Below are 20,473 nucleotides of genomic sequence, written 5' to 3' on the forward strand. Positions count from 1 at the left end.
GAAGGCTGCGATCTTTTTGGGCGCCGCACGTCTCAAAATAGAGACCAAAGTCTTCAAAACATTCAAAAAAATCAAAATAAAACCTTATATTTCAATAACTTAATCTTCTGGCACGAAACTCGCTATACCCCTTCCCACAAAGCTTCACCCTACAAAAATAACAATCCAGGAGACACACCATGAGTGTGATCATTGCCTTGGCAGCCCTCACGCTGCTGATGGTGGCTGCTTACCGTGGCTACAGCGTTATCCTCTTTGCCCCGATCGCCGCCCTCGGCGCCGTTCTGCTCACCGACCCTTCCGCCGTGGCCCCAGTTTTCACCGGGGTGTTCATGGAGAAAATGGTCGGCTTCGTCAAACTGTATTTCCCGGTGTTCCTGCTCGGTGCCGTGTTCGGCAAGCTGATCGAGTTGTCGGGCTTCTCCCGTTCCATCGTCGCAGCAGCCATTCGTTTGCTTGGCACTCGCCAGGCAATGCTGGTGATCGTGCTGGTCTGCGCCCTGCTCACCTACGGCGGCGTGTCGCTGTTTGTGGTGGTGTTTGCGGTCTACCCGTTTGCCGCCGAGATGTTCCGCCAGAGCAATATCCCCAAGCGCCTGATCCCGGCGACCATCGCCCTCGGCGCCTTCTCGTTCACCATGGACGCTCTGCCCGGCACGCCGCAGATCCAGAACATCATCCCCAGCACCTTCTTCAACACCACCGCCTGGGCCGCGCCGTGGCTGGGTGTGATCGGCACGATTTTCGTGTTCTGCGCCGGCATGCTGTTCCTTCAGAGCCAGCGCAACAAGGCCCAGCGCAGCGGTGAAGGGTATGGATCAGAGCTGCGCAACGAGCCGGAAACCGCGCCGGACATCAAGCTGCCCAACCCTTGGATCGCGCTCTCGCCGCTGTTGATGGTGGGCCTGATGAACCTGCTGTTCACCCGCTGGATTCCGCTGTGGTACGGCAAGACGCACAGCCTCGCGCTGCCGGGAATGGCAGCACCGGTGACCACCGACATCGCCAAACTGACGGCGATCTGGGCGGTCCAGGCAGCCTTGCTGGTGGGCATCGTCATGGTGCTGGTGTTCGCCTTTCAGACGATTCGCGGCAAGTTGGCCGAAGGCAGTAAAAGTGCGGTCAGCGGCGCGCTGCTGGCGGCGATGAACACCGCGTCGGAATACGGTTTCGGCGCAGTGATTGCGTCGCTACCCGGTTTTCTGGTGCTGTCCGGCTGGCTCAAAAGCATTCCCAACCCGCTGGTCAACGAAGCAATTACCGTGACCCTGCTGGCCGGTATCACCGGTTCGGCGTCGGGCGGCATGAGCATTGCCCTGGCGGCGATGTCCGAGACGTTCATCAGCGCTGCCCACGCCGCCAATATCCCGCTGGAAGTGCTGCACCGGGTCGCCGCGATGGCCAGTGGCGGCATGGACACCCTGCCGCACAACGGCGCGGTGATTACTTTGCTGGCGGTCACCGGTTTGACCCACCGCGAAGCCTACAAAGACATTTTCTGTATTACGCTGATCAAGACACTCGCTGTTTTTGTGGTGATCGGTACTTTCTACGCCACTGGCATTGTGTGAGGTATTCATGACGACTCTTTCGGGCAAGACCGCACTGGTCACCGGTTCCACCAGCGGCATCGGCCTTGGGATCGCCCTGAGCCTGGCCAAGGCTGGCGCCAACCTGATCCTCAACGGTTTCGGCGATGCATCCAGGGTGATTGCCGAAGTCGAACAATTCGGCGGCAAAGTCGGCCATCACCCCGCCGACGTCAGCGACCCGGCGCAGATCGCCGACATGATCGAGTACGCCGAGCGGGAGTTCGGCGGCGTGGATATCCTGGTCAACAACGCGGGCATCCAGCACGTGGCGCCGGTGGAAGATTTTCCGGTGGAGCGCTGGGACTCGATCATTTCGATCAACCTTTCGTCGGTGTTTCACAGTACCCGCTTGAGCCTGCCGGGCATGCGCACCAAGGGCTGGGGACGGATCATCAACATCGCGTCGGTGCATGGCCAGGTCGGTTCGGTGGGCAAAGCGGCGTACGTCGCGGCCAAACATGGCGTGATCGGCCTGACCAAAGTGGTCGGTCTGGAAACCGCTACGACGAACGTCACCTGCAACGCCATCTGCCCGGGTTGGGTGCTGACGCCGCTGGTGCAGAAGCAGATCGATGATCGCGCCGCGACCGGGATCGACCCGCAGCAGGCGCAACATGATTTGCTGACCGAGAAGCAGCCGTCCCTGGAATTCGTGACGCCGCCGCAGCTGGGTGAGTTGGTGTTGTTCTTATGCAGCGAGGCCGGTAGCCAGGTGCGTGGCGCTGCGTGGAATATTGATGGTGGGTGGTTGGCGCAGTAACCCGCCGCTAGCCCCCTGACACTGATCGTTCCCACGCTCTGCGTGGGAATGCAGCCCGGGACGCTCTGCGTCCCAAAGCGGACGCGGAGCGTCCATTGAGGCATTCCCACGCAGAGCGTGGGAACGAGAGAGGCCCAGCCATGTCCGACATCCTCTGGCAACCCGGCACCGAGCGCATCGGCAAGACCCGCATGGAGGCTTTCCGGCGCTTCGTCAATCAGCGACATACCCTTGAGATCGCCGACTACCCTGCCCTGCACCAGTGGAGCATCGATCAGCGGGAAGCTTTCTGGCAGGCCATCGTCGATTTCTTCGACATCCGTTTTCACGATCAGCCAGACGCGGTGCTGATAGAGGGCACGCAAATGCCCAGCGCCCAGTGGTTCCCCGGCGCCACGCTGAACTTCGCCGAGCACCTGCTACGCCGTCGCGACGATGCCGTGGCGGTAGTGGCAATCGGTGAAAACGGCCAACGGGAACAACTGACCTGGGCCGAACTGGCGAGCCATGTCGCCGGTTTTCAAAACGGCCTGAAAGCCGCCGGTGTTGGCCTCGGCGACCGTGTGGCCGCGTGCATGCCAAACACCTGGCAAACCCTTGTGGCCATGCTCGCCACCACCAGTCTGGGCGCGATCTGGTCTTGTTCCTCGCCAGATTTCGGTACTCATGGGGTGATCGACCGTTTCGGCCAGATCGAGCCGAAAGTGCTGATCACCTGCGCCGGTTACCGCTACGCCGGCAAAGAGATCGACCAGACCGCCAAGATCAATGAAATCCTCGGGCAACTGCCGTCCTTGCAGCAGTTGATCGTTGTGCCTTACGCACGACCCCAGGCACGCATCGAAGACTTCCACAGCCAGGCCAACGTGACGCTCTGGGACGATTTCTACGACCCGGGCGGCGAGCCGCAATTCGTTCCCGTGCCCTTCGCCCATCCGCTGTACATCCTCTACTCCAGCGGCACTACCGGCGTGCCGAAATGCATTGTGCACAGCACCGGCGGCGTGCTGCTGCAACATGTCAAAGAACATGGCCTGCACACCGATCTTGGTCCCGGCGACCGTTTGTTCTACTACACCACGTGCGGCTGGATGATGTGGAACTGGCTGGTCTCGGCGCTGGCAGTCGACAGCGCCGTGGTGCTGTACGACGGCTCGCCATTTCATCCAGGCCCGGAGCGTTTGATCGACCTGATCGACGACGAACGCATCAACGTCTTCGGCACCAGCCCCAAATTCCTTACCGCGCTGGAAAGCAATGGCGTGAAGCCGTGCGAAAGTCATGACCTGAGCAGCCTCAAAACCGTGCTGTCCACCGGTTCCGCGCTGTCCCCGCAAAGCTTCGATTACGTCTATCGCGCGTTCAAGTCCGACCTGTGCCTGTCCTCGATGTCCGGAGGCACCGACATCGTTTCGTGCTTTGTGATCGGTAACCCGGTGCTGCCGGTGCGCCGAGGCGAAATGCAGTGCAAGAGCCTCGGCATGGCGGTGGAAGTCTGGAACGACGCCGGCACGCCTGTGATCGGTGAAAAAGGCGAGCTGGTGTGCACCCGACATTTTCCGGCGATGCCCATCGGTTTGTGGCATGACCCGGACGGGGAGAAGCTGCGAAAGTCCTATTTCAGCCTGTTCCCCGGCGTCTGGGCCCAGGGCGATTACGCCGAGCAACTGCCCCAAGGCGGCATGTTGATCCACGGGCGTTCCGACGCCGTGCTCAACCCCGGAGGCGTGCGCATCGGCACGGCGGAAATCTACCGTCAGGTAGAGAAAGTCCCGCAGGTGCTGGACAGCGTTGCCATCGGCCAGCAATGGCAGGATGACGTGCGGGTGGTGCTGTTCGTGAAGTTGCGTGACGGTGTCGAGCTTGACGAAGCGCTGCAACAACAGATTCGCCAGGTCATCCGCGCCAACACCACACCACGGCATGTGCCGGCGAAGATTGTCGCGGTGACGGACATTCCGCGGACCATCAGCGGCAAGGTGGTCGAACTGGCGGTAAGGAATGTGGTGCATGGCCAGAAGGTGAAGAACACCGATGCACTGGCCAATCCCGAGGCGCTGGAGCAGTTTCGTGACCGCACTGAATTGAACGACTGAAACACAGATCCACTGTGGGAGCGAGCCTGCTCGCGATGGCGTCGGGTCAATCAATATTGATGCGCCTGACACACCGCAATCGCGAGCAGGCTCGCTCCCACATTTTTGATCAGCGCCGGCCCCTTCAGTCCACTAATCCCCATTCACCCGGCGGTGTATGGGGCCCGGGCGTAGCCTCGGCGTGCATTTTCAGGCGCAGGCGCAAGTTGTTCACCGAGTCCGCATGTTTCAACGCCTCTGCCTCATCGATCGCGCCCTCGGCAAACAGCTCGAACAGCGCCCCATCAAACGTCTGCATCCCCGCCTCTGACGACTTTTCCATAATCCCCTTGAGCTCGCCAAGCTCATTGCGCCGGATCAGGTCGCCGATGGTCGGCGTTCCCAGCATTATCTCCACCGCCGCCCGACGCTGCCCATCGCGGGTACGCACCAAACGCTGGGAAACAAACGCCTTGAGATTATTGCCCAGGTCATGGAGCAGCTGCGTCCGGCGCTCTTCGGGAAAGAAGTTGATCACGCGGTCCAACGCCTGATTGGCGTTGTGCGCATGCAAAGTGGAAATGACCAGATGACCGGTATCGGCAAACGCCAGCGCGTGTTCCATAGTCTCGCGATCGCGAATTTCGCCGATCAGCACCACGTCCGGCGCCTGGCGCAGGGTGTTTTTCAACGCTGCATGAAAACTGCGGGTGTCTACGCCGACCTCACGCTGGTTGATGATCGACTTCTTGTGCCGATGGATAAACTCGACCGGGTCTTCGATGGTGATGATATGCCCGCTGCTGTGGCGGTTGCGGTAATCGATCAGCGCCGCCAGCGAAGTCGACTTGCCGGAACCGGTCGAACCGACGAACAATATCAGCCCCTGTTTGAGCATGATGGTTTCAAGCAGCACCGGTGGCAGTTTGAGGTCTTCGAAGCGTGGAATGTCGAGTTTGATGTTGCGCGCCACGATAGATACATCGTTGCGCTGCTTGAAGATATTGAGCCGAAAGCGCCCGACCCCGGTCAGGGAAAGCGCCAGGTTCATTTCCAGTTCGCGATCGAACTCCAGGCGCTGTTCGGCGTCCATGATGGACGCGGCAATGGCCGCGATTTCTCCGGGCTTGAACGGTTGCTCGGCCAGGGCTTTGAGCACACCGTCAAATTTCGCGCTGGGTGGCGCGCCCGTGGACAGGTAAAGATCGGAGCCATTGCGGCTGGCCAGAATCTGCAACAGTGCATCGATTTCCATGGCAAAAAACACCCGCGAAGCATTCAATTGAAAAAATGACCCAAGACGGGTCATCCAGCGTCTACCGCCATGCAAGGATAGTAGACGCCGCCACACCGACTGACACGCAGGACATTGTGATGAACGCACCACCGACCGCCAGCGACACCCAGGCCTTGATTGCCCGACTGGACTGGACAAACAACCCGCTGGGCGCCGCTGATCACTGGCCGCAGAGCCTGCGCACCGCCGTGGACATTGTGATTCACTCGCCAATGCCAATGCTGTTGCTATGGGGCCCGCAGCTTACGCAGATCTACAACGACGGCTTCGCCCTCCTCGCCGGCAGCAAGCACCCTCTCGCTTTCGGACAACCGACGCACCTGATCTGGCCAGAACTGAAAGACTTCACCGACCCGATTTACAGCGCCGTCCTACAGGGTCAGGTGCGGACCTACAGCGAACAGCGCTTTACCTTGCAGCGCGACGGGAAAGATTCCGACTTCTGGCTGGATTTGACCTACAGCCCCATTCGCAATGAAAACGCCGAGGTTGCCGGGATTCTGGTCACGGCCATCGAAACCAATGAACGCCGCCGCATCGCCCTGGAGCTCGAGCAACGCTCCGCCGCCAGCCTCAAGGCGCAGCACGAAACCGAGCAGCGTTTGCAATTGGCGCTGGCCGCCACCGATGCCGTTGGCACCTGGGACTGGGACATTGGCGAAGACCGTTTCATCGCCGACGCGCACTTCGCGCAATTGCATGGCGTCGATCCGGCCATGGCCAGCCAGTTGCCCATCAGCGAATACCTCCACGGCGTACACCCGGAAGACCGCGCCATGATTGCCCGCAGCATCAAGCACTGCATCACCCATGGCAGCGAGTACGCCGAGGAATATCGCTTGCTGCAGCCCGACGGCCAATTGCGCTGGGTGTTTGCCCGAGGCCGCTGCTACAAGGATCATCATGGCCGGCCGATTCGTTTCCTCGGCGCGGCACTCGACCTGACCGAACGCAAACACATCGAACAAGCCCTTCGCCAGAGCCAGACCGAGCTGCAACTGATCATCAACGCCATGCCGATCCTGATCAGTTACGTCGACAGTGAGGAGCGCTTTCGCCTCAACAATGCCGCCTATCTGGAATGGTACGGCCTGACGCCCCAGGAACTTTACGGCCGCACCATCCGTGAAGTGCTGGGCGACGAAGCCTATGCCCTGCGCGCCGAATACATTGCCGAGGCGCTGAAAGGCAAGGCTTGCAGTTTCAGCATCAGCGCCGCGCACCGCGACGGCAGCACCCGCCAGGCCCTGATGAACTACCTGCCGCGTCATGGCGCGGACGGCGCGGTGAACGGTTTTTACATCTTCGTGATCGACGAGACCGAACGCAAACAGACCGAAGAAGCCCTGCGCAACCTCAACGAAACCCTTGAAGAACGCGTCAGCGCCCGCACCCAACAACTGGCCGAAGCCAACCAGCGGCTGCAAAACGAGATGTTCGAGCGCGAGCGCGCCGAAGACGCCTTGCGGCATGCGCAGAAAATGGAAGCGGTGGGACAGCTCACCGGCGGCATCGCCCATGACTTCAACAACATGCTCACCGGGATCATCGGCAGCCTCGATTTGATGCAGCGCTACATCGCCGACGGGCGTGCCGCCGAGATCGGTCGTTTTACCGAAGCCGCGGTGTCCTCGGCCCACCGCGCCGCCGCCCTGACCCATCGCCTGCTGGCGTTCTCCCGGCGTCAGTCGCTGGATCGCAAGCCACTGAATGCCAACCATCTGGTGCATTCGCTGGAAGATTTGTTCCGCCGGACCAAGGGCGACCATATCGAGCTCAAAATGCAACTGGCCGATGAAGTCTGGCCGGTCAGTACTGACGTCAGCCAATTGGAAAACGCCCTGCTCAACCTCGTCATCAATGCCCGGGATGCGATGCCCGAAGGCGGCGAGCTGCTGATCGAAACCGCCAATGTTCATCTTGACGGAAGTGACGTCACCCCCCTGGAACCGGTCAGGGCCGGGGATTACCTGATGATTGCCGTCAGCGACAACGGCGCCGGCATGACCCCGTCAGTGTTGGCCAAGGCCTTCGACCCGTTCTTCACCACCAAACCCATCGGCCAGGGCACCGGCCTTGGACTGTCGATGATCTATGGTTTCGCCCAGCAGTCAGGCGGGCACGTCAGCCTTCACAGCCTGCCGGGCCAGGGCACCTGCGTTCGCCTGTATTTGCCACGGCTGCACGTCGCGGTGCCGGAACACACGTTAGTGCCAGTCACCGGCGAAACACCAGCAGCTGTTGCCGGTGAAACCGTGGTGTTGGTGGAAGACGATCCGGCGGTGCGCATGCTGGTGCTCGACCTGCTCAATGAGTTGGGTTATCACGCCCATGAAGCCGAAGACGCGAACGCCGCCCTGCCCTTGCTGGAATCGGACCTGCGGGTCGATCTGTTGGTCACCGATGTCGGGTTGCCGGGCATGAACGGTCGGCAACTGGCGGAAATCGCGCGTCAGCATCGCCCGGATCTGAAGGTGCTGTTCATGACCGGTTATGCGGAGAAAGCCACCGAACGCCAGGGGTTCCTGGAGGAAGGCATGGACATGGTGGCCAAACCCTTTTCCATTGACCTGTTGGCCAACAAGATTCGCACGATGATCGGCCAAGCGGACTGAGTTAAGGCATAATCGCGCGCCCCACGCTGGCACCAACATAGCCACCACCGTTGCAAGGTACTGCCAATGAAAGCCCAAGCCCGCCATATCCTGGTGAAAACCTCGGAAGAAGCCGAGCAGCTCAAACAACGCATCGCCAAGGGCGAAGCCTTTGATGTGCTGGCCAAGAAATACTCCACCTGCCCGTCCGGCAAACGCGGCGGCGACCTGGGCGAAGTACGGCCCGGGCAGATGGTCGGCGTGATCGATGCGGTGATCTTCAAAAAACCGCTGCGGGTGGTGCATGGGCCGATCAAGAGCAAGTTTGGTTATCACCTGGTGCAGGTGTTTTATCGGGATTGATGGATTTGGCTTTAGGGCCTCATCGCGGGCAAGCCCGCTCCCACAGGGATTGTGAATTGCCACAGATTGCAGCCACACCAAAAAACCTGTGGGAGCGGGCTTGCCCGCGATCCGGTTGCGCAGCAAACGGCCATCCACCGCTTATCTCGGGATCAACGCCCCTGGCATTTGAATCACCCGACTCGCCAACCGATGCCCCGCCTCGGCAGCCTCGACCGGGCTGCCACCCTTGAGCCGACACGCCAAATACGCCGCACTGAACGAATCCCCCGCCGCCGTGGTGTCCACCACCCGCTCGACCACCTGTGCCGGCACTTCGAACGACTCTCCATCGCAGCGAATCAGACACGCCTCGGCCCCGCGTTTGAGCACCACTTCCGGTGTGCCCATTTGCTCGTAAGCGGCAAACACCGCCGCGCAATCGGAAAAGTGGAACAGCGCCTGCTCGTCATCAACGGTCAGCAACGCCAGGTCGATATAGGGCAGAACGCTGCGATAAGCCGCCCGTGCTTCCTCGATCGATGCCCACAAGCGTGGCCGGTAATTGTTGTCGAACACGATCCGCGCATCCTGCTGCCGGGCTTCGATCAGGGTTTCCAGGAGTTTTTCCCGACCCTGCACACCGAGCACCGCCAGGGTGATGCCGCTGAAATACAACACGTCGTAATCCGGCAGCGCCGCCAGAATCGGCGCGGCCGCCGGGGTGGTGAAACAATCGCGAACGGCCGCTTCATTGCGCCAGTAGAGAAAGCGCCGCTCGCCGGCCGCGTCGGTCTGGATGCAATACAGGCCGGGCAAACGACCGGGCAAACGCTGAACCATGTCCAAGCCAATGTTTTCGCTGGCCCAGCTCTGGCACATCGCATCGCTGAAACTGTCATCGCCCAGGGCAGTGACGTAATCCACCGTGCCGCCATCGCCCAGCTCACGGGCCAGGTAGACCGCGGTGTTCAGGGTATCGCCGCCGAAGCTTTGTTGCAGCGTGCCATCGGCGCGCTGCTGTAATTCGATCATGCATTCGCCGATCAGGGCGATGCGCGGGGTGTTGGGGCCGAGGGGGCTGATGCTGTTCATTGATGTGGTGTCTCTGGTGTTTCGGTGGTGTCTGGATGGGCGCCTTCGCGGGCAAGCCTCGCTCCTACAGGTTTTGTGTCGAACCCAAAATTCGGCAGCAACCACATACCTTGTAGGAGCGAGGCTTGCCCGCGAAGGCCGCGCCTCGGTCTGGATCCTTAAAAACAGGTTTCCATGGTTTCGATGACATTCAGTTGCTCATCCACCAGGCACCCGATGCGCCATTTGTCGAACGTCAGGCACGGGTGCGAAGTACCGAACGAAATGATATCGCCCACCCGCAACTCAACCCCCGGCGCCACGGTCATGAAGGCGTGCTGGTCCATCACCGCCGTCACCTTGCAGTCACTCACATCCTCGCCGACCGCCGGCACTACACCGGCCTTGTAACGCAGCAACGGCACCGGCAAACCGGCGTCGTAGGCCACGTCGCGTTTGCCCAGGGCGATCACCGCAAAACCCGGCTCCGGCAACGACTGCACATGCGCCCAGACTTCCAGCGCCGGGCGCAGGCCTTCGTGCAGGTCGCTGCGGCGGTCGAGCACGCAGCATTGCGCTTCTTTGTAGATGCCATGGTCGTGAGCCACGTAGCTGCCAGGACGCAGCACGCTGAGGAAACGCCCGCTGGCGTTCTGCGCTTCAAAGGACTCGGCGATCAGGTCGTACCAGGCCGAACCCGACGCCGTGATGATCGGCTTGGGGATGGCGAACGCACCGCTGTCCTGCAATTGCACGGCCAGGCGCACCAAAGAATCAGCGAACGCACGGATGCCGCTCACCGCGTGATCACCGTGAATCACCCCTTCGTAACCCTCGATGCCGGTCAATGCCAGCGCCGGTTGAGCCACAATCGCTTTGGCCAGCGCCAGCACTTCGGCTTCGGTGCGGCAACCGCAACGACCACCGACCACGCCGTACTCGATCATCACGTTCAAGCGCACGCCACGCGAGGCGAAAAACGCGCCGAGGTCGGCGACGTTATCCGGGTGATCGACCATGCAATAGAAATCGAAGGTCGGGTCTGCCAACAGGTCGGCGATCAACGCCATGTTCGGTATGCCGACCAATTGGTTGGCCATCAGCACCCGATGCACACCGTGGGAGTAAGCCGCACGAGTCTGGGTGGCGCTGGCCAGGGTGATGCCCCAGGCACCGGCGTCCAGTTGGCGGCGAAACAGCGCCGGGGTCATGCTGGTTTTGCCGTGGGGGGCGAGTTCGGCGCCGCTGTTGCTGACAAAATCCTGCATCCAGCGAATGTTGTGTTCCAGCGCTTCGCGGTGCAGCACCAGCGCCGGCAGGCTGACGTCGCGTACCAGGTTGGCGCCAGTGTGGGCAAAGCCCTTTTCCACGGCGGCAGTATTTTTGGCGGAATACATGGTCGAACTCCTCACATTCGCGGCCGCAGGCAGCCGCTGTTATTCGTTGATACGCCGGGCGAGGCTGTTGGCGCTGTCGATCAACACCCGGCGATAGTCGTTGTAATTGTTCTTCGCATCGGCCCGCGGGGCGACGATGCACAGGGTCGCAATGGCCACGCCGTTCGGGTCTTTGACCGGGGCGGCGAAGCAATGGGTAAAGGTGTCAGCGACGCTATCGAAGGAAAAGAACCCATCGATACCGGCCTGGCGGATTTCCTCGAGAAACCGCTCCAGCGGCAGGTGTTCACCGCCGGGTAAAATGAAGTCGTCGGGGTCGATCAAATCGACGATCTCTTGATCGCTTAGATGCGCCAGCAGCAAGCGCCCGGAAGCGGTCCAGGGGATCGGCGCGTTCTCGCCGATGTCCGAGGAGATGCGGAAATGTCGCTCGCCCTCCTTCATCAACGCCACGGTGTATTTACGCCCGTTGAGCAGGCACATCTGCGCGGTTTCACGGGTCTGGCTGACGATTTCCTGCAAGGCATGATCGGCCTCGCGGGCCAGGTCGAAATGGCGCAAATGCGCCTGCCCGAGGAAGTACAGCTGACGACCGAGGTAAACGTGACCGTCCTTGCCCACAGGTTCCAGAATCCGCCGTTCCAACAAGGACGCGACCAGTTCGTAGACCGTGGATTTCGGGCTGCCGATGCCGCTGGCGATTTCGTTCGGGCGCAAGGGCTGGCCGATTTCCTTGAGGAAATCGAGAATGTCGAACGCCCGGTCCAGACCGCGAGCCCGGCGCTTGATGGTGTCTTCGGTCATGTCATTCGGTTCCCATTCAGAGTGCCGGGAGTTTACCCAGAGTGCGGTGGCGACTGTAAGGCCGCCTTCGCGGGCAAGCCTCGCTCCTACAGGATCTCGCCGTTTGTAGGAGCGAGGCTTGCCCGCGAAGAATTCACCGCGGTTCAGGCCTTTTTCTTGTACGCGATGCAATCAATCTCGACCTTGCAATCGACCATCATGTTCGCCTGCACACAGGCCCTCGCCGGGGCGTGTTCGCTTTTGAAGTACTCGGAAAACACCTTGTTGAAACTCCAGAAATCCCGCGGGTCTTCCAGCCACACGCCGGTACGGACCACGTCTTCGAGCCCGTAACCGGCCTCCTCCAGAATCGCGATCAGGTTTTTCATGGTCTGGTGAGTCTGCTCGACAATGCCGCCCACAATGATTTCGCCATCCAGCGCCGGCACCTGGCCAGACACGTGCAGCCAGCCATCGGCTTCGACGGCGCGGGCGAAAGGACGGGGCTGGCCGCCACCGGCCGTGCTGCCGGTGCCGTAACGAGTAATGCTCATGAGTGTTTCTCCTGATTGAAAAAGTTAAAAGCGCGTGTTCTTGAGAAATTCCGCCAGACGCGGCGACTGTGGGCGTTCGAACAGTTCCTTGGGCGGCCCCTGCTCTTCGATCCGCCCCTGATTCATGAATACGATTTTGTCCGACACCTCGAAGGCAAAGCGCATTTCGTGGGTCACCAGCAGCATGGTCATGCCGTCTTCGGCCAGACCCTTGATCACGTTCAGCACTTCGCCCACCAGTTCCGGATCGAGGGCCGAGGTGACTTCATCGAACAGCATCAGGCTCGGGTTCATCGCAATCGCCCGGGCAATCGCCACGCGCTGTTGCTGGCCGCCAGACAACTGGCCGGGGTAATGATCGCGCCGTTCCAGCAACCCAACCCGCTCCAGCCATTTTTCCGCCAGCGCCACGGCTTCATCCTTGTGCAGCTTTTTGACCTTGAACAACCCGAGGGTGACGTTCTGCAACGCGGTGAGGTGCGGGAACAGATTGAATTGCTGGAACGCCATGCCGGTCATGGCCCGATGGCGGGCGATGACTTTTTCAGGATGACGCACGCGCTTGCCGTTGACCTCGTCATAGCCGATGGATTCGCCGTCGAGCAGAATCTGCCCGCCCTGGAACTCTTCGAGCATGTTCACGCAGCGCAGCAGCGTGGTCTTGCCCGAGCCGCTGGAGCCGATCAGCGTGACTACATTGCCGCGCTGCATCGTCAGGTCGACGCCCTTGAGCACTTCGAGCTGGCCGTACTGTTTGTGCAGGCCGCGGATGTCCAGGAGCGCTTGATCCTGTGTCGAAACTTGAGCTTGTATCATGGCAAGGCCACCCGCTTTTCAATGTGCCGGCCGAGTAATTCGATGGCGTAGTTGATGACGAAAAACAGCAATCCGGCGAACAGGTAAAACTCCAGGGTCATGAACGTCCGGGCGATGATCTGTTGGGTGCTGAGTAGCAACTCGGCGACGCCGATCACCGACAACAGCGTCGAGGCCTTGACGATCTCGGTGGACGAGTTGACCCAGGTCGGCAGAATCTGCCGCAGCGCCTGGGGCAACAACACGTAGCCCAGCGCCTGGTAAAACGTCAGGCCGATGGCCTTGCTCGCTTCCATCTGGCCACTGGGCAGCGCTTGCAATGCACCGCGCACAATCTCGGCAACGTGGGAGCCGCAAAACAGCGTCAACCCCAAGGTGCCGGCGCCGAATGCGCTGATTTGCCAGCCCAATGCCGGCGCCATGTAGAAGCAGGCCAACACCAATACAAACACCGGCGTGCCGCGAATGATGTCGACGTAAAAGCGGAACGGCGCGCGCATCCAGAACGTGCCATAGGTGAGCACCAGACCGGCAACGATGCCGACCAGCGTGCCCAACAAAATCGCCAGCGCCGAGCACTGCACACTGGTCAGAAAGCCCTGCCACAGGACTTCCCGCGCCACCCATAACTCATGCAACCAACTGGGGGATTCGTACATGAGGGGCTCCTATCGGCGAATCGCCAGACGCTGTTCGAGGTAACGCAGCATCATGGCAATGAGGTAACAGGCCGCAACATAGAGCGCTGTGGTCACCAGCCAGGTTTCAATCACCCGGTAGCTCTCGACATTGATCTTGCGCGCGTAATAGGTCAGCTCCGGCACGGCAATCGCCGCCGCCAGCGAGGTGTCCTTGAACAGTGAAATGAAGTTGTTCGACAGGGCCGGCAGCACATTGCGCAGCATCACCGGCACGGTGACATACGCCTTGACCTGCCACTCACCGAGCCCGATGGCCAGGCCGGCTTCACGTTGCCCCTTGGGAATGCTCAACAACCCGCCGCGGAACACTTCGGTCAGGTACGCCCCGGCATACAGCGACAGGGTGATGATGAACGACGGGATCTTGTCCAGCCGAACCCCTAAGCTCGGCAACGCGAAGTAGATCAACAGGATCAATACCAGGATCGGCGTATTACGGATCACCGTTACATACACCGATGCCAGCACCCGCAACGGGCGGTGCTTTGACAGCAAGGCAAACGCCATCATCAGGCCGATCACGCAGCCGATGGCGATCGACACCAACGCCAGCTCAAGCCCCAGACCGAGCCCCGCGAGCAAGGTGTCGAAGTCGCGCCAGACGGCGGCAAAATTCAACTGATAGTTCATGGTCAGCGGTACCTTGAGCGGGGCGATCGGAACCGCCCCGCTCTCACGGGATCATTTGAATTCAGCGGGAAAACCGATTGCAGGTGTAGGGAGGTCTACACCGAACCACTGCTTGAACGACGCCGCATAAGTCGGGAACTCAACACCGGTCATGCTTTCATGCAGGACGGTGTTAACGAAGTTCAACCAGTCCTGATCGCCGCGCTTGACTGCACAGGAGTAGGTTTGCGGGCTCCAGGCATAGGCCGGGCTGCGATAGCGACCAGGGTTCTGCACCATCAGGTATTTCACCGACGACTGATCGGTGGCCGCCGCGTCGGCACGGCCGGAGTTCACCGCCTGATACATCAAATCCACGCTGTCGTACTGATCGACCTTGGCCTTGGGCAACGCCTGATGCACCAGTTCCTCGGCGTACACGTTCTGCAGCACCGCCACGATAACGCCTTCGCCGGCGGCCTTCAGGTCGTCGATTTCCTTGTACTTGCTGTTGGCCGGCAACAACAGGCCGACGCCTTCGCGGTAATACGGCAGGGTGAACGCCACTTGCTGTGCACGGCTGGCGGTCACGGTGATGAACTGGCAACTCATGTCGACCTTGTCGGTCAGCAGATTCGGAATCCGCGCATCGGACGACTGCACCACGAACTCGACCTTGCTCGGATCGTTGAACAACCCTTTGGCCACCATCCGCGCGATATCAATATCGAATCCCTGCAACTTGCCATCCGCGCCCTGGAAGTGCCACGGCGCATTGGTACTGCCGGTGCCCACAATCAATTTCCCACGGGCCAGCACGCTGTCGAGCTTACTGTCTGCTGCCTGGGCGACACCCACGACAGCAGCCGAAGCCGCGAACAGAAAGACACACGCTTTAAACAAAGAAGGTCGGCGATGCATGGCAAGCACTCCAGAGTTGTGTTTATTCCGCTATACCGGAACAAGGTATGTAACAACGGAATAGACAGCAGAAAGTGTGCCACAGGATGGATAGAAAATCCTGAGGATGTGGAAAGGCTCATTAATTCAAGGGGATATGAAAAGCGTCCAAAACCCTGGCTCGACATCAACAGCCGGTAGAGGCGCTACGGTGGGCAACAGCGGTGGGTAGCAAGGCCACATTTGGGTGCGCGCTACTCAAAAAAAGTAAACATAGCAACTTGGCTCACGAGCCAACCGTCCATCGGATTTATAAGCCGAACTGTCAGATCTGACAGTTGTTGCTCATTTAACTAAAGCGCTAAATCTCTTCACGGTATGACAACGCCGTAGTGAACAACATGGTGATAACCCACGTACAGGAGTTTCCAAATGTCTCAACAATCCGAAAAAGATAATTTTAATCTATTGCTCAACGGTAACTTCTTGGCGGGAGGTGCGAACTGGACAGCAAACTCGTCAAAGAAAGTCGAGTTTGTAAACAACCACTGTGTTTTGCAGGTTGAAGCTGAGATTACTCAGAGTGTCGCAGTCAACGGGGCGAGCGATTTCGAGTTTGCCGTGCGTATGAAAACGGACGGCGGTTTCGCGTGTCAAGCAACACTGGTGATGCTGCCTTCGAAAGAAACCAAACAACTCTACATTGGCGGTAGTACTCCCTGGGTCAGGAAAGAAGTGACTTTCAAAGCACCTGCGGGCACCACCGAAATGAAAGTTACGTTGCTCGCCAACGATGGAGTAAAAGACACATTCGGGTCCTATTTCGATTATGCATCGCTCGTATCCGTTTCAAGCTGAGTTGCCATGACAGGGGCTGATCAGCCTGACTGGCCAGCCCGAATTATGTACTTGCCAAGGCTGTGTGTATTTGTTGAAGACGGAGATTTCAATGAGCTCGATAACCACCCATCAGACCATGGCTGCGGCCTACCGCAAGGCCCTGAAAACCTGGCGCCCGGTGATCCTGTATTTCGGCAATAAAAACTGTTACGCCTGCGAAATGGCCGAGCCGGTTTTCCGTACGATCGCCGAGCAGTATAAGGATCATGCGCAGGTCTACATGCTGAGTACGAGCGAGTCCCCCAGGCATCCGGAAGTCACCGGCACCCCCACGGTGTTGTTCTACAAGGAGGGGAAATTGCTGAAGAAGCTCAAGGGGATTGGAACCCGGGAAACTCTGGAAGAGAATTTCAAAAAGCACATCGGCAAGCTCAGGCCTAAACAGGTTGCCCGCAAACCTCACCACGACTTGCCGTGGCTGCAGAAAACCCTCAGCACTTTATGCACGGCGCCTCGGGCGCGAGAACTGTTGAATGTGCGTTTGATGAGTACCCTGTAGGAGCGAGGCTTGCCCGCGAAGAACGATGACGCGTAACGCCTGAAAAACCGCGGTGCTTTCTTCGCGGGCAAGCCTCGCTCCTACAGGTTCTGCGAATGCTTGAGCGACGCCATTACCCGCTCGGCATTCGCACTGCACCCCATGCCCTCGGGTCGCGCCTGGATGCTCTCGATCACTTCCAGCAACTGCGCCTTGCTCTGGGCCAAGTGCAGTTGCATCGCTTCGATCTGTTCGACCTTGCGCCCGAGGCTCGCCACCAACTCGTCATGATTGACCTCACCCGTCGTGGCATCCGGTAGCAGCAGCTTCAGTTCTTCAAGGGTGAAACCGGCCTGCTGGGCGCACTGGATGATTTTCAGGGTTTGCAACACTTGCGGCGGATAACGCCGATAGCCATTGGCCTGCCGCTCGACCTGACGGATCAGGCCCTGGGCTTCATAAAAACGAATGCGCGAGGCGTTCAACCCGCTCTGCTGCGCCAATTCACCAATTTTCATCACGGCCTCATTTGCACGCTTGACATTAAAGTTAACTTTAAGCTTAGCCTCTACGCTTCACTGATGAGGAGTCAAGCATGTCGCCCTTCCAAGCGTTGAATTTGCCCAACGGCCAGACCATCGGCAATCGCATCGCCAAAGCCGCGATGGAAGAGAACCTCGCCGATACTGGGCAGGCACCTTCCGGCGAGTTGTTTCGGCTGTATCAAGCCTGGGCCGACGGCGAAGCCGGGTTGTTGCTGACCGGCAACGTGATGATCGACCGCCGCGCCATGACCGGCCCCGGTGGCGTGGTGCTGGAAGACGAGCGAGACCTGGAACGTTTTCGTCAGTGGGCAACCATCGGCCGGGCCGGTGGCGCGCAGTTCTGGGTGCAACTCAATCATCCCGGCCGCCAGACCATGGCCAACCTCGGCCAGCAAGCCTGGGCACCCTCGGCGGTGGCGCTGGATCTGGGCGGGTTTTCGAAGATGTTTGCCGAACCCAAACCCATGAGCGAGAACGACATCACAGAAGTCATTCAACGCTTCGCCACCAGCGCTGCCTTGGCGGAAAAGGCCGGTTTCACCGGGGTGCAGATTCACGCCGCGCACGGGTATCTGATCAGCCAGTTTCTCTCGCCATTGACCAATCGCCGCACCGACCGCTGGGGCGGCTCTCTGGAAAATCGCGCGCGCCTGCTGCTGGAAGTGCTCAGCGCGGTTCGCAAGTCCGTATCGCCGCAGTTTTGCGTGGCGGTGAAGCTCAATTCCGCGGACTTCCAGCGCGGCGGTTTCGACGCCGACGATGCCCGGCAAGTGATCCAGTGGCTCAATGACCAGCAAATCGATTTGCTGGAACTCTCCGGTGGCAGCTACGAAGCCCCGGCCATGCAAGGCGAGGCTCGCGACGGTCGGACCCTGGCACGAGAAGCGTACTTTCTGGAAATGGCCGGTGAACTGGCCAGTGTGGCGAGCATGCCGGTGATGGTGACCGGCGGAATACGGCGGTTGGCGATCGTCGAACACGTGCTCGGCAGTGGCATCGCCATGGCCGGCATCGGCACGGCCATGGCCATCGAACCGAACCTGGTCAAACGCTGGCGTGCAGGCCAGAACAGTCACCCGCAGTTGCCACCGATTCGCTGGAAACGCAAACCCTTGGCAGCGCTGGCGAATATGGCCGTGGTGAAGTTCCAGCTTCATCGATTGAGCCGCGGGCGCAAGCCTAGACCGCAAGTCTCGGCGATATGGGCATTGATCCTCGACCAGTTGTACATCGCTCGGCGTACCCGTCAGTACCGCCAGGCGATGGGTAAATAACCGAAGGTCAAACCTGTGGGAGCGAGCCTGCTCGCGATGAGGGCCTTACATTCAACATCTATGTTGACTGATCTACCGCTATCGCGAGCAGGCTCGCTCCCACAGGAAGCCCGCCAGGCTGTTATCGTCCGGCAAAGCGCAACCGCGACAACATCCGCAAATCGCCCTCGCGGTAATAGTCATCGGTCCAGCTATCATCCGGCGCCAATGGCCGGACCTGTTTGAGTTGTAGTTTTTTTGCGAAGTAGCGGAACCGGTAATGCTCGTAAAAGCGCAGCAGTTCCAGCCCGTAGCGATCGGCCAGGTCGGTGTCGCCACGGATGATCAGGAAGTTCTCATCATTGCCGTTACTGGCCGCCTCACTCAGGTTATGGCTGCCGCTGATGATCGTCGGTGCGTCGGTGGTGAAGTCGACGACGATGGCTTTGGTATGCACCAGCAGTCTGCCCTTCTGGCCTTTCATATTCTCCTTGAGCCAGCCTTCCAGGCCGGTATTGAGCAACGCGGTGGCGGCAAATTGAGCGGTGCGGTCAGCGTGGATACCGGTGATGCTGCTGACGGTGTTTTGCAGGCCGTAACGCAAAATATCGTCGTGGGGCTGGCCGAGCAATGCGTTGAGCACTTCGTCCGGCAAGGCGAACGCGGTGACAAACAGCAGGTCTTTTTTGGCGGCGTTGATGATGTCGACGAACTCACGCAAGTCGCCCTGGCCCGAGCGTGGTGAAAAACCGGCGAACAGCGGCTGGTCCGGTGCCATCGGATTGTGTTCCGTGAGCCATTCCCGTGTGGCGCCGACATCCGTCGGGTCGGCCCAGACCTGCTCGAAGGTTTGCAGATAACTGGCGCCGATCCGAGCGTCGTCCAGCACATGCACGACGTTGGCCTGACGGTAAACACCGTTGGGCGTGAAGTTGGTGCTGCCACAGAGCACCGCTTCGGGCTGATGCTGCCCCGCTGCGTCGAGCCGGCTGAGGACCATGAACTTGTTGTGGAAGATGTTGTGAGTGACTCGCCCGCGCTTGTTCGCCGCCGGGATTTTTTCCAGGCTGGCTTCGTTCATCGCCGTGGTGTCTTCGTCGGGTTGGGCGTGGTACAGGACCCGAACCTTTACACCGCGCTCGAAAGCGGCGTTCACCGCATCGACGATCACCTTCAGCTGATATTCATAGATCGCGATGTCCAGCGCCCACTGACCATCCTCGGCCCGCTCGATGAACCCCAGCAAGCGTGCGAGCAGACCATTTTCCAGCCATTGCCGTGGAGCGTCGGGCCATTCTTCGATGGGCAGTTTCTTGTTGGCGCTGAGCTGCGCATCGAGGTCGGCGAATTTGCGCTGGAAGGCCTGACTCGCGGCCACCGCCCGGTTGAAGATGACATTCTGGCCCGCTGGAAGGCCATTGTCGGTGGTGAGCGTCACTTCCAGAAACTCACCCAGCTGCGGCGCATCGGCGGTACCGTAGGCCAGGTGAATCCGATAATGGATCGTCACACCCGGATTGACCGCGTAATCGGCCCAGCGAAATTTCTGCAACGGCGCGGCATCGCTGGGGGTGGCGTGAAACTGGGGGAACGTATGAGTCTTGCCGGGGAAGGTCAGGCTGTTGAACAGAAACAGCCAGGGTTTGTTGCCTTGCTGTTTTTCGATGGCGAAACCCAGCAGGCCTTTGCGACGGGGTTCGGCCACGTCGATGGCCAGCAACACACCGTTGGTGCCAGCGTAGGCTTTGACGCGAAAATCGTCCTGATCGTTGCGGGCTAGAACGCGCATGGGTCACTCCTGTG

At 59.9% G+C, this 20,473-nt stretch carries 19 protein-coding genes; 8 read left to right on the forward strand and 11 right to left on the reverse strand.

Annotated features, from left to right (window positions below; translation table 11 throughout):
- Positions 1-179: 179 nt before the first annotated feature.
- The 3 genes from AB7M22_RS14155 to AB7M22_RS14165 all read left to right on the forward strand — a co-directional run bounded on the left by AB7M22_RS14155 (position 180) and on the right by AB7M22_RS14165 (position 4,448).
- Positions 180-1,571, forward strand: a complete 1,392-nt coding sequence (locus AB7M22_RS14155; protein ID WP_454186768.1) for a GntP family permease — start codon at positions 180-182, stop codon at positions 1,569-1,571.
- 7 nt (positions 1,572-1,578) lie between these two features.
- Positions 1,579-2,352 (forward strand): 3-hydroxybutyrate dehydrogenase, encoded by a 774-nt coding sequence (gene hbdH, locus AB7M22_RS14160; protein ID WP_454186769.1) that lies wholly within the window; start codon positions 1,579-1,581, stop codon positions 2,350-2,352.
- A 140-nt stretch (positions 2,353-2,492) separates the two neighbouring features.
- The gene (locus AB7M22_RS14165; protein ID WP_454186770.1) at positions 2,493-4,448 is read left to right on the forward strand and encodes an acetoacetate--CoA ligase; all 1,956 of its coding nucleotides are present in this window, start codon (positions 2,493-2,495) and stop codon (positions 4,446-4,448) included.
- A 124-nt stretch (positions 4,449-4,572) separates the two neighbouring features.
- Here the strand turns inward: AB7M22_RS14165 and AB7M22_RS14170 are convergent, their stop codons facing one another.
- Positions 4,573-5,682: a PilT/PilU family type 4a pilus ATPase gene (locus tag AB7M22_RS14170; protein ID WP_454186771.1), complete on the reverse strand. Its 1,110-nt coding sequence runs from the start codon at positions 5,680-5,682 to the stop codon at positions 4,573-4,575.
- Between the two features lie 119 nt (positions 5,683-5,801).
- Here AB7M22_RS14170 and AB7M22_RS14175 point away from each other — a divergent pair, with 119 nt between their 5' ends.
- Both AB7M22_RS14175 and AB7M22_RS14180 read left to right on the forward strand, forming a co-directional pair.
- Complete coding sequence (locus AB7M22_RS14175; protein ID WP_454186772.1) at positions 5,802-8,339, forward strand: PAS domain S-box protein; 2,538 nt, start codon at positions 5,802-5,804, stop codon at positions 8,337-8,339.
- Positions 8,340-8,405: 66 nt separating this feature from the next.
- A complete protein-coding gene (locus AB7M22_RS14180) occupies positions 8,406-8,681 on the forward strand; it encodes a peptidylprolyl isomerase (protein WP_007898282.1) in 276 nt (91 codons plus the stop codon).
- A gap of 141 nt (positions 8,682-8,822) precedes the next feature.
- Here AB7M22_RS14180 and AB7M22_RS14185 read toward each other — a convergent pair whose 3' ends face one another.
- From AB7M22_RS14185 to AB7M22_RS14220, 8 genes are all read right to left on the reverse strand, one after another.
- Positions 8,823-9,755 carry a sugar kinase gene (locus tag AB7M22_RS14185; RefSeq protein WP_454186773.1) on the reverse strand — a complete coding sequence of 311 codons (933 nt, stop codon included), beginning with the start codon at positions 9,753-9,755 and terminating at the stop codon, positions 8,823-8,825.
- A 158-nt stretch (positions 9,756-9,913) separates the two neighbouring features.
- The gene (locus AB7M22_RS14190; protein ID WP_454186774.1) at positions 9,914-11,131 is read right to left on the reverse strand and encodes an amino acid deaminase; all 1,218 of its coding nucleotides are present in this window, start codon (positions 11,129-11,131) and stop codon (positions 9,914-9,916) included.
- 39 nt (positions 11,132-11,170) lie between these two features.
- Positions 11,171-11,935 (reverse strand): IclR family transcriptional regulator, encoded by a 765-nt coding sequence (locus AB7M22_RS14195; RefSeq protein ID WP_008006899.1) that lies wholly within the window; start codon positions 11,933-11,935, stop codon positions 11,171-11,173.
- 143 nt (positions 11,936-12,078) lie between these two features.
- Positions 12,079-12,468 carry a RidA family protein gene (locus AB7M22_RS14200; protein WP_007898265.1) on the reverse strand — a complete coding sequence of 130 codons (390 nt, stop codon included), beginning with the start codon at positions 12,466-12,468 and terminating at the stop codon, positions 12,079-12,081.
- A 24-nt stretch (positions 12,469-12,492) separates the two neighbouring features.
- Positions 12,493-13,284, reverse strand: coding sequence for an amino acid ABC transporter ATP-binding protein (locus AB7M22_RS14205; RefSeq protein WP_454186775.1), 792 nt, complete (start codon positions 13,282-13,284; stop codon positions 12,493-12,495).
- Positions 13,281-13,943, reverse strand: coding sequence for an amino acid ABC transporter permease (locus tag AB7M22_RS14210; RefSeq protein ID WP_007898262.1), 663 nt, complete (start codon positions 13,941-13,943; stop codon positions 13,281-13,283). The genes AB7M22_RS14205 and AB7M22_RS14210 overlap by 4 nt, the downstream gene beginning before the upstream one ends.
- A gap of 9 nt (positions 13,944-13,952) precedes the next feature.
- Complete coding sequence (locus tag AB7M22_RS14215; protein WP_454186776.1) at positions 13,953-14,615, reverse strand: amino acid ABC transporter permease; 663 nt, start codon at positions 14,613-14,615, stop codon at positions 13,953-13,955.
- Between the two features lie 51 nt (positions 14,616-14,666).
- Positions 14,667-15,515: a transporter substrate-binding domain-containing protein gene (locus AB7M22_RS14220; protein ID WP_454186777.1), complete on the reverse strand. Its 849-nt coding sequence runs from the start codon at positions 15,513-15,515 to the stop codon at positions 14,667-14,669.
- Between the two features lie 411 nt (positions 15,516-15,926).
- Here AB7M22_RS14220 and AB7M22_RS14225 point away from each other — a divergent pair, with 411 nt between their 5' ends.
- Together AB7M22_RS14225 and AB7M22_RS14230 are read left to right on the forward strand one after the other, a co-directional pair.
- On the forward strand, positions 15,927-16,352 hold the full coding sequence (locus AB7M22_RS14225) for a hypothetical protein (RefSeq protein WP_454186778.1): 426 nt from the start codon (positions 15,927-15,929) through the stop codon (positions 16,350-16,352).
- Between the two features lie 91 nt (positions 16,353-16,443).
- Complete coding sequence (locus AB7M22_RS14230; RefSeq protein WP_008011040.1) at positions 16,444-16,893, forward strand: thioredoxin family protein; 450 nt, start codon at positions 16,444-16,446, stop codon at positions 16,891-16,893.
- A gap of 80 nt (positions 16,894-16,973) precedes the next feature.
- Here the strand turns inward: AB7M22_RS14230 and AB7M22_RS14235 are convergent, their stop codons facing one another.
- Complete coding sequence (locus AB7M22_RS14235; protein ID WP_454186779.1) at positions 16,974-17,390, reverse strand: MerR family transcriptional regulator; 417 nt, start codon at positions 17,388-17,390, stop codon at positions 16,974-16,976.
- Between the two features lie 77 nt (positions 17,391-17,467).
- Between AB7M22_RS14235 and AB7M22_RS14240 the strand changes: the two genes are divergently transcribed.
- Positions 17,468-18,691, forward strand: a complete 1,224-nt coding sequence (locus AB7M22_RS14240; RefSeq protein ID WP_454186780.1) for an NADH:flavin oxidoreductase/NADH oxidase family protein — start codon at positions 17,468-17,470, stop codon at positions 18,689-18,691.
- 121 nt (positions 18,692-18,812) lie between these two features.
- Here AB7M22_RS14240 and AB7M22_RS14245 read toward each other — a convergent pair whose 3' ends face one another.
- Positions 18,813-20,459 carry a phospholipase D-like domain-containing protein gene (locus AB7M22_RS14245; protein WP_454186781.1) on the reverse strand — a complete coding sequence of 549 codons (1,647 nt, stop codon included), beginning with the start codon at positions 20,457-20,459 and terminating at the stop codon, positions 18,813-18,815.
- Positions 20,460-20,473: the final 14 nt, after the last annotated feature.

It is taken from the genome of Pseudomonas sp. ADAK2 TE3594, from assembly GCF_053628675.1.

Coding starts and splice junctions, on each gene's coding strand:
- AB7M22_RS14155 (WP_454186768.1), top strand. CDS start 180: ATGAGTGTGATCATTGCCTTGGCAGCCCTCACGCTGCTGATGGTGGCT.
- hbdH (WP_454186769.1), top strand. CDS start 1,579: ATGACGACTCTTTCGGGCAAGACCGCACTGGTCACCGGTTCCACCAGC.
- AB7M22_RS14165 (WP_454186770.1), top strand. CDS start 2,493: ATGTCCGACATCCTCTGGCAACCCGGCACCGAGCGCATCGGCAAGACC.
- AB7M22_RS14170 (WP_454186771.1), bottom strand. CDS start 5,682: ATGGAAATCGATGCACTGTTGCAGATTCTGGCCAGCCGCAATGGCTCC.
- AB7M22_RS14175 (WP_454186772.1), top strand. CDS start 5,802: ATGAACGCACCACCGACCGCCAGCGACACCCAGGCCTTGATTGCCCGA.
- AB7M22_RS14180 (WP_007898282.1), top strand. CDS start 8,406: ATGAAAGCCCAAGCCCGCCATATCCTGGTGAAAACCTCGGAAGAAGCC.
- AB7M22_RS14185 (WP_454186773.1), bottom strand. CDS start 9,755: ATGAACAGCATCAGCCCCCTCGGCCCCAACACCCCGCGCATCGCCCTG.
- AB7M22_RS14190 (WP_454186774.1), bottom strand. CDS start 11,131: ATGTATTCCGCCAAAAATACTGCCGCCGTGGAAAAGGGCTTTGCCCAC.
- AB7M22_RS14195 (WP_008006899.1), bottom strand. CDS start 11,935: ATGACCGAAGACACCATCAAGCGCCGGGCTCGCGGTCTGGACCGGGCG.
- AB7M22_RS14200 (WP_007898265.1), bottom strand. CDS start 12,468: ATGAGCATTACTCGTTACGGCACCGGCAGCACGGCCGGTGGCGGCCAG.
- AB7M22_RS14205 (WP_454186775.1), bottom strand. CDS start 13,284: ATGATACAAGCTCAAGTTTCGACACAGGATCAAGCGCTCCTGGACATC.
- AB7M22_RS14210 (WP_007898262.1), bottom strand. CDS start 13,943: ATGTACGAATCCCCCAGTTGGTTGCATGAGTTATGGGTGGCGCGGGAA.
- AB7M22_RS14215 (WP_454186776.1), bottom strand. CDS start 14,615: ATGAACTATCAGTTGAATTTTGCCGCCGTCTGGCGCGACTTCGACACC.
- AB7M22_RS14220 (WP_454186777.1), bottom strand. CDS start 15,515: ATGCATCGCCGACCTTCTTTGTTTAAAGCGTGTGTCTTTCTGTTCGCG.
- AB7M22_RS14225 (WP_454186778.1), top strand. CDS start 15,927: ATGTCTCAACAATCCGAAAAAGATAATTTTAATCTATTGCTCAACGGT.
- AB7M22_RS14230 (WP_008011040.1), top strand. CDS start 16,444: ATGAGCTCGATAACCACCCATCAGACCATGGCTGCGGCCTACCGCAAG.
- AB7M22_RS14235 (WP_454186779.1), bottom strand. CDS start 17,390: ATGAAAATTGGTGAATTGGCGCAGCAGAGCGGGTTGAACGCCTCGCGC.
- AB7M22_RS14240 (WP_454186780.1), top strand. CDS start 17,468: ATGTCGCCCTTCCAAGCGTTGAATTTGCCCAACGGCCAGACCATCGGC.
- AB7M22_RS14245 (WP_454186781.1), bottom strand. CDS start 20,459: ATGCGCGTTCTAGCCCGCAACGATCAGGACGATTTTCGCGTCAAAGCC.